The organism is Actinosynnema sp. NPDC023658, from assembly GCF_040639995.1.
GTDB lineage: Bacteria > Actinomycetota > Actinomycetes > Mycobacteriales > Pseudonocardiaceae > Actinosynnema.
The window spans coordinates 1-7556 of record NZ_JBFAAX010000052.1 but is presented as its reverse complement, the minus strand read 5'-3'; the positions used below and the strand labels follow the sequence as shown (position 1 = coordinate 7556).

The following is a 7556-nucleotide window of genomic DNA, read 5'->3' as shown; positions in this document are numbered from 1 at the left end:
GTGTGGGTGGTCCCGCTGCGCTTACCGGGGGGGGGCCCCCTGCGCCGCTCGCGCGTTCGCCCGCGGGGGGGGGCGGGGCGGGGCGCCCCGCCCCCCCCCACGACCGCGCGCTCACTCACCGATGCGGCGACCCTCCCGCCACACCGCGACCACCGACGGCCGCGGTTGCGAGTCGCCGCCGTCGGGCCAGTGCGAGGCCGGGTTGTCCGCGCTCGCGCCGTCGACCTCGCCGGGGTGCTGCACGCACACCGTGACGACGCGCTCCCCGATCACCGGCCCGCACGTCTCCGCACCGCGCGGCACGGTGAGGAACGCCTTGAGGTGACCGCGCTGGGGACCGGACACGGGCACGGCGTAGAGGCCGTCGTTGTTGCCGTCGAGGGCCAGCGCCGAGTCGCTGGCGATCCACAGGTTGCCGTGCCGGTCGAACGCCACGTTGTCCGGGCTGGAGATGGGGGACACGCGGCTCTTGTCGTAGCCCGCGAAGTACGTGTCCGGCGACGCCGGGTCGCCGCACACCAGCATGAGGTTCCAGGAGAACGCGACCGCGAGGGCGTCACCGCCGCGCTCGGTGAGCTCCAGCACCTGCCCGTGCTTGTTGTTCACCCGCGGGTTCGGCTCGGTCGCGCCCTCGGTGCCCTCCTTGCCCCGGTCGACGTTGTTGCTCAGCGCGCAGTAAACGACACCGGTGTGCGGGTGGGTCTGGATGTCCTCGGGGCGGTCCATCTTCGTCGCGCCGACCTTGTCGGCGGCGATCCGGGTGAAGACGTAGACCTCCTCGGCGGTCATCCCCGGCACGAACGACCGGGTGCCGCTCGCCAACGGGACCCACTCGCCGTGACCGTCGAACCGGCCGTCGGAGGGCAGCCGGCCGGAACCGTCGATCTCGCCGGGCGGGCTGTCGCCGGTGAAGCGGGCGACGTAGAGCGTGCCGTCGTCCAAGAGGGTCATGTTGTGCCGGCGGGCGGCCCTGCTGTCGCCCTTGCGGACCCTGCCCGTGGAGACGAACTTGTAGATGTACTCGAACCGCTGGTCATCACCGGAGTAGGCGACCACTCGTCCGTCGGCGGCGAGGCGGACGTTGGCGCACTCGTGCTTGAAGCGGCCCAGCGCGGTGTGCTTCACGGGCGTGGAGTCGGGGTCCAGCGGGTCGATCTCGACGATCCAGCCGAACCGGTTGACCTCGTTGGGCTCCCGGGTCAGGTCGAACCGCTGGTCGAACCGCTCCCACTTGCGGGTCGACGCCGCCCCGACGACGCCGTAGCGGGCCAGGCGCGGGTCGGCCAGCGCCTCCGCGTTGGCGAAGTACTGGTTGAAGTTCTCCTCGCCGGACAGGACCGTGCCCCACGGCGTGACGCCGCCGGCGCAGTTGTTGATCGTGCCCAGCACCCGCGTCCCGGTCGGGTCGGCGGAGGTCTTGAGCAGGTCGGAACCGGCCGCCGGGCCGGTCACCCGGAACGGCGTGGTGGCCGTGATGCGGCGGTTGTGGCGGGAGAACTGCGGGGTGAGGCGGCCGTCGCGGGACTGCCGGACCTGCACGACGGACAGGCCGTGCGCGGCCCAGGCGACCTCGACCTGCTCGCGCGTGGGGTTCGCCTCGTCGTAGCCGCGGAACATGAACCGCTCCGAGGTGTACTCGTGGTTGGTCACCAGCAGGTTCGTCCGGCCGGTCGCGTCCAGCGGCAGCAGCGCGGCGAAGTCGCAGTTGTAGCCGAACTGCCGGGCCTGCGCGGCGGCGGTCTGGTGGTCGAAGTCGAACTCCGGCGCGTCGGGGAACAGCGGGTCACCCCAGCGGATCACGACTTCCTGGCGGTAGCCGTCGGGCACCACGACGGCGTCCGCCGCGTTCGGCTCGACCGGCTCGAAGTCCAACCCGGTGGGGTGGTGGGGTTCGGCGGCCGCGACGGTCGCGTTGCCGGCGAGGGCGCCCAGCGCGGTGACCACGAGCCCCGCCTTGAGGGCGGTGCGCCGGTCGACCAGGTCACCGAAGTAGGGGTTGCCCGAGGTGTTCGGGACCTCGTGGAAGCACGCGTCGCCACAGCGGTACTCGCAGGTGACGGCGGCGCGGCCGGCGGAGTGGTTGGGCAGCAGGGGCAGGTGTCGCACCAAGTCGAACGCCTCCTACGGTCAGTGCTAGTCCACTGACCGTAGGTGCTCGTTCACCCCTTGTTAACCTACGGTTTCTTCACCGACCAGAACCGCTTCGGCCGGCACGGTGTGCCGCGACGTGCGGCCGACGGCCAGCAGCGCGGCGGCGAGCACGCAGCAGGCGGCGGCGACGACGAACGGCTGGGCGAGGTGGCCGACGAACGTCGCGGCCAGCGCGCCGCCGAGCCAGCGCAGGAAGTTGTAGCCCGCGCTCGCCACCGGGCGCGGCGCCGGGCTGACGCTCATGGCGGTGCTGGTGAACAGGGTGTTGAGCAGGCCGGACACGATGCCGCTGACGATCACCGCGACCACCAGCAACGGCTTGCTCGGCACGGCCATGACCAGCATCAGGACCGCGAACCCGAGCACCGCGGCGATGGTCGTGGGCCGGTCCCCGAACCGGTCGGCCAGGCGCGGCGCGAGCCACACGCTCGACACCGCGACGCACGCGCCCCAGCCGAAGAACACGAGACCGACCTGCACCGCGCCCCAGCCCAGGACGAACGGCGACCAGGCCAGCACGGCGAAGAACGCGGCCGTGTAGAGCGCGGACCCGATCGCCGTGCGCAGCAGGCCGGGGTGGCGCAGCGCGCGCAGCGGGTCGAGCAGGCGGATCTCGTGCTGCGGCTTGTCGTTGGCGAGGAAGACCGAGCACAAAACGAACGCGACGGCCATCAGCACGGCGGTGCCGATGAACGGCCCGCGCCAGGAGAAGCTGCCCAGCAGCGCGCCCAGCAGCGGGCCGACGGACAGGCCGAGGCCCAGGGCGGCCTCGTAGAGCAGGATCGCGCCCTTCTGGCCGCCGGTGGCCGCGCCGACGATGACCGACAGCGCGGTGGCGATGAAGAAGGCGTTGCCCAGGCCCCAGACGGCGCGCAGGCCGACGAGCTGGCCGATGCTGCCGGCCATCGCGCACAGGGCGGTGGCGACGACGATCAGGGCCAGGCCACCGACGAGCGTGCGCTTGGCGCCGAAGCGGGCCGACGCGACGCCGGTGAAGAGCATGGCGACGACCTGGACGCCCAGGTAGGAGGAGAAGAGCAGGGTGACCTGCGACGGTGTGGCGTGCAGGCCCTCGGCGATCGACAGCAGGATGGGGTCGACGAGCCCGATGCCCATGAACGCGATCACCGCTGCGAACGCCGTGACCCACACCTGACGGGGTTGGTCGAGGAAATTCACTTAGCCACCCTAACCGATTTTGCTTAGCTAAGCGAAGTAAGTGCGCTCACACTACGGTCTGGGGTGTGGATGCGGTGGTGTTCGACCTCGACGGCGTGCTGGTGGACTCCGAGCGGATGTGGGACGAGGTGCGGCAGGCCTTCGCGGCCCGGCACGGGGGCACGTGGTTGCCCGCCGCGACCCGGGCGATGCAGGGCATGAGCACACCCGAGTGGGCGACTTACCTGGTGACCGAGGTGGGCGTCCGGCTGACCCCGGCCGAGGCGGCGTCCGGGGTGATCGGGGAGATGGCCGAGCGCTACGCCGAGGGCCCGCCCGTCCTGCCCGGCGCGGTCGAGGTCGTGCGCGAGGTGGCGTCCCGCTACCCGGTGGCCATCGCCAGCTCGTCCCCGCCGGTGCTGATCAAGTCGTTCCTGGCGGCGACGGACCTGACCGACGTCGTCCGGGTGGCCCTGTCCAGCGAGCAGGCGGGAGCGGGCAAGCCCGCGCCGGACGTCTACCTGCTGGCCGCCTCGAAGCTGGGCGTCGACCCGGGACGCAGCGCGGCGGTCGAGGACTCGACCAACGGCCTGCGCGCGGCCCTGGCCGCCGGCATGACCGTCTACGCCGTCCCGAACCCCCACTTCCCGCCCGACCCGGCCGTGCTGGCGCACGTCACCGTGCTGCGCGAACTCCACGACCTGCCCGCGGCGCTGCCCACCGCCTAGCGTTGCGCCCATGGAGCGACGAGTTGCGGTGGTGACCGGGGCGGCCCAGGGGATCGGGGCGCGGGTGGCCGAGGTGTTGCGCGGGGACGGGTTCGAGGTCGTCGGGTTCGACCTCGCGGAGACGCCGGGCGGCGTGGTCGGTGACGTGTCGTCGCCCGACGACGTGGCCAGGCTGGTCGAACGGGTCGGTGACCAGGTCGACGTGCTGGTCAACAACGCGGGCATCGCGGGCATCGCGCCGTTCGAGGACACGTCACCGGAGCTGTGGCACCGGATGCTCGCGGTCAACCTCACCGGGCCGTTCCTGCTCACGCAGGCGCTCGGGCGGCTGATGCTGGCGCGCGGGCGGGGCGCGGTGGTCAACATCGCGTCGGTGGCCGGGCTGCGCGGTGTCGCGGACCGGGCCGCCTACAACACCACCAAGCACGGCCTGATCGGGATGACGCGCACGCTCGCCGTGGAGTGGGGCGGGCGCGGGGTGCGGGTCAACGCGGTGTGCCCCGGCTGGGTGAAGACCGAGATGGACGTCGAGTCGCAGGCCGGCGGGCACTACGGCGACGCCGACATCACCGACCACGTGCCGCAGGGCCGGTTCGCCACGCCGGACGACATCGCCCAGGCCGTCGCGTTCCTGGCCGACTCCCGCCGCAGCGGCTTCGTCAACGGCGTGGCCCTGCCGGTGGACGGCGGGTGGACCGCCGACGGGTCGTGGCAGTCGCTGCGCCTGTCCAAGCGCTGACGCCCCCCGGACGCACGAACCCCGAGCACACCGCCCTGAACAGCGGAAACCCCCTGCACCACCGACCGGGGTGCAGGGGGTTTCCGCGGACGAGCGGGTCAGCGCTCCACGTCGCCGCGGATGAACGCCTCGACCGCCTCGTGCGCCTCGGAGTCCGAGTACTGCACGGGCGGGGACTTCATGAAGTACGACGACGCGGACAGGATCGGGCCGCCGATCCCCCGGTCCAGCGCGATCTTCGCGGCGCGCACCGCGTCGATGATGATGCCCGCCGAGTTCGGCGAGTCCCACACCTCGAGCTTGTACTCCAGGTTCAGCGGCACGTCGCCGAACGCACGGCCCTCCAGCCGCACGTACGCCCACTTGCGGTCGTCCAGCCACGCCACGTAGTCGGACGGGCCGATGTGGACGTTGCGCTTGCCCAGGTCGCGGTCGACCTGCGAGGTGACGGCCTGCGTCTTGGAGACTTTCTTGGACTCCAGCCGCTCCAGCTCCTTCATGTTCAGGAAGTCCATGTTCCCGCCCACGTTGAGCTGCATCGTGCGGTCGAGCTGCACGCCGCGGTCCTCGAACAGCTTGGCCAGCACGCGGTGCGTGATGGTGGCGCCGACCTGCGACTTGATGTCGTCACCGACGATCGGCACGCCGGCCGCGCGGAACTTCTCCGCCCACTCCGGGTCGGAGGCGATGAACACCGGCAGGGCGTTGACGAACGCCACGCCCGCGTCGATGGCGGCCTGCGCGTAGAAGCGGTCCGCCTCCTCCGAGCCGACGGGCAGGTACGACACCAGCACGTCGACCTCGGCGTCCCGCAGCGCCTGGGCCACGTCCACCGGCTGCTCGTCGGACTCCTCGATGGTCTCCCGGTAGAACCGGCCGAGGCCGTCGAACGTGTGCCCGCGCTGCACGGTGACGCCCAGCGGCGGCACGTCGGCGATCTTGATCGTGTTGTTCTCGCTCGCCCCGATGGCCTCGGACAGGTCCGTGCCGACCTTCTTGGCGTCCACGTCGAACGCGGCGACGAACTCGATGTCGCTGACGTGGTAGTCGCCGAACCGGACGTGCATCAGACCGGGCACGCGGGTGCTCGGGTCGGCATCGCGGTAGTAGTGGACACCCTGCACCAGCGACGCCGCGCAGTTGCCGACCCCGACGATGGCCACTCGAACGGTGCGGCGGTTGTCGCCCATGCCGAGTCCTCCTTAGTTCTTCCGTGCTCGTATTCGGGGGGTTATTGGTCCCGCTCGCGCTGTTCGGCCTGTTCATGGGCGATCAGCTCGTTCAACCACCGCACTTCGCGCTCGGTGCTCTCCAGCCCGAGCCGGTGCAGCTCCCGGGTGTACCGGTCGATGCGCTCGCTCGTAGCCGATAACGAGGTGCGCAGCCCTTCACGGCGCTCTTCGACGCGGCGGCGGCGGCCTTCGAGGATGCGCATCCTGATCTCGGCCGGGGTCCTGGAGAAGAACGCCAGGTGGACGCCGAACGAGTCGTCGTCCCAGGTCTGGGGGCCGGCGTTGGCCAGCAGTTCGGCGAACCTCTCCTTGCCCTCCGCGGTGAGCTTGTACACCTTGCGCGCCCGTCGACCCCAGCGGGCCGAGTCGGCCGAGTCGGCCTCGGGCACTTCCTCGACGATGAGGCCCCCGCGTTGCAGCTTGCGCAACGTGGGGTACAGCGTCCCGTAGGAGAACGCGCGGAACGCACCCAGCAGCTCGTGCAAGCGCTTGCGCAGCTCGTAGCCGTGCATGGGCGCTTCGTGCAGCAGGCCGAGAACCGCGAACTCCAGCACGGAGCACCTCCTCGCTCGCATGAGCGCCGATGGGTGCGGTCAGTATATCGGTGCGATACATCCGTGCACCTCGTCGCAGTGTCGCGTGGCCCACAGCCGACCCCTTCCTTCGGTCCACTGCCCTGAACGGCCCATCGCCGGGGTTGGGGCGCCACGTACTCTGGTCGCGTGTCGACCCAACGCCAGGTCGTGGACTACGCCTTGCAGCGCCGTGCGCTGCTGGCGGAGGTCTACGCGGGCCGAGTGGGCACGATGGAGGTCTGCGACGCCAGCCCGTACCTGCTGCGAGCTGCGAAGTTCCACGGTCAGCCGAGCGACGTGACGTGCCCGGTGTGCCGCAAGGAGCCGCTCACCCACGTGTCCTGGGTCTACGGCGACGAGCTCAAGCACGCGGCCGGGTCCGCGCGCACCGTCGACGAGCTGGCCCGCATGGCGACCCTCTTCGAGGAGTTCACCGTGTACGTGGTCGAGGTTTGCCGCACATGTAGTTGGAACCACCTGGTGCAGTCATACGTCCTGGGAACGCGTGGCCTGAACTCTCGCAAGCCACGCAGGAGGACCGCGGCGGAGTGAACCGCTCCGACCGCGGGCGCCGCTCCGGCGAGGAGCAGCGGCGTACGACCACCGAACCGCGTGCACAGGCACGCCGGTCTGGGAGGCCATTTCGTGAACGACCAGCATGACGACAGGCATCGTGGCGCGGAGCCGCAGTGGCCGACCGGGGAGGACCCGGACGGCGGCGCGCACCCCCCGCGGCACGGCGCCGGGGATCAGCCGGAGCGTCCGAACACCCCACCAGGTGGTTTCGCGCGCGCTCCGATGGACGGCCCCGCGCCCCGGCACGGCACCCCACCGGGCGGGTTCTCCCGTCCCGGCGGCCCGCCACCCGGCGTACCCCAGGCAGGTGGCACGCCTCCCGGAGGCGTGCCCCAGGCAGGCGGCATCCCACCCGGCGGCGTACCGCGCGGTGGTCAGCCGCCACGCCGACCGGTCG

At 71.5% G+C, this 7556-nt stretch carries 7 protein-coding genes; 3 read left to right on the top strand and 4 right to left on the bottom strand.

Annotated features, from left to right (window positions below; genetic code table 11):
• Nucleotides 1-111: 111 nt before the first annotated feature.
• Nucleotides 112-2106: a PhoX family phosphatase gene (locus AB0G02_RS09660; protein ID WP_360791942.1), complete on the bottom strand. Its 1995-nt coding sequence runs from the start codon at nt 2104-2106 to the stop codon at nt 112-114.
• Between the two features lie 63 nt (nt 2107-2169).
• On the bottom strand, nt 2170-3330 hold the full coding sequence (locus tag AB0G02_RS09655) for an MFS transporter (RefSeq protein ID WP_360791939.1): 1161 nt from the start codon (nt 3328-3330) through the stop codon (nt 2170-2172).
• A 65-nt stretch (nt 3331-3395) separates the two neighbouring features.
• Here AB0G02_RS09655 and AB0G02_RS09650 point away from each other — a divergent pair, with 65 nt between their 5' ends.
• Entirely contained in the window at nt 3396-4037 is a 642-nt protein-coding gene (locus AB0G02_RS09650) for an HAD family phosphatase (RefSeq protein ID WP_360791936.1), read from the top strand.
• A gap of 10 nt (nt 4038-4047) precedes the next feature.
• Entirely contained in the window at nt 4048-4776 is a 729-nt protein-coding gene (locus tag AB0G02_RS09645) for an SDR family oxidoreductase (RefSeq protein WP_360791934.1), read from the top strand.
• Nucleotides 4777-4874: 98 nt separating this feature from the next.
• Here the strand turns inward: AB0G02_RS09645 and AB0G02_RS09640 are convergent, their stop codons facing one another.
• Both AB0G02_RS09640 and AB0G02_RS09635 read right to left on the bottom strand, forming a co-directional pair.
• The gene (locus AB0G02_RS09640) at nt 4875-5966 is read right to left on the bottom strand and encodes an inositol-3-phosphate synthase (protein ID WP_360791931.1); all 1092 of its coding nucleotides are present in this window, start codon (nt 5964-5966) and stop codon (nt 4875-4877) included.
• Between the two features lie 41 nt (nt 5967-6007).
• The gene (locus AB0G02_RS09635; protein ID WP_360791928.1) at nt 6008-6562 is read right to left on the bottom strand and encodes a PadR family transcriptional regulator; all 555 of its coding nucleotides are present in this window, start codon (nt 6560-6562) and stop codon (nt 6008-6010) included.
• Between the two features lie 168 nt (nt 6563-6730).
• Here AB0G02_RS09635 and AB0G02_RS09630 point away from each other — a divergent pair, with 168 nt between their 5' ends.
• The gene (locus tag AB0G02_RS09630; protein WP_360791925.1) at nt 6731-7135 is read left to right on the top strand and encodes a DUF5318 domain-containing protein; all 405 of its coding nucleotides are present in this window, start codon (nt 6731-6733) and stop codon (nt 7133-7135) included.
• The last annotated feature ends 421 nt before the right edge of the window (nt 7136-7556 follow it).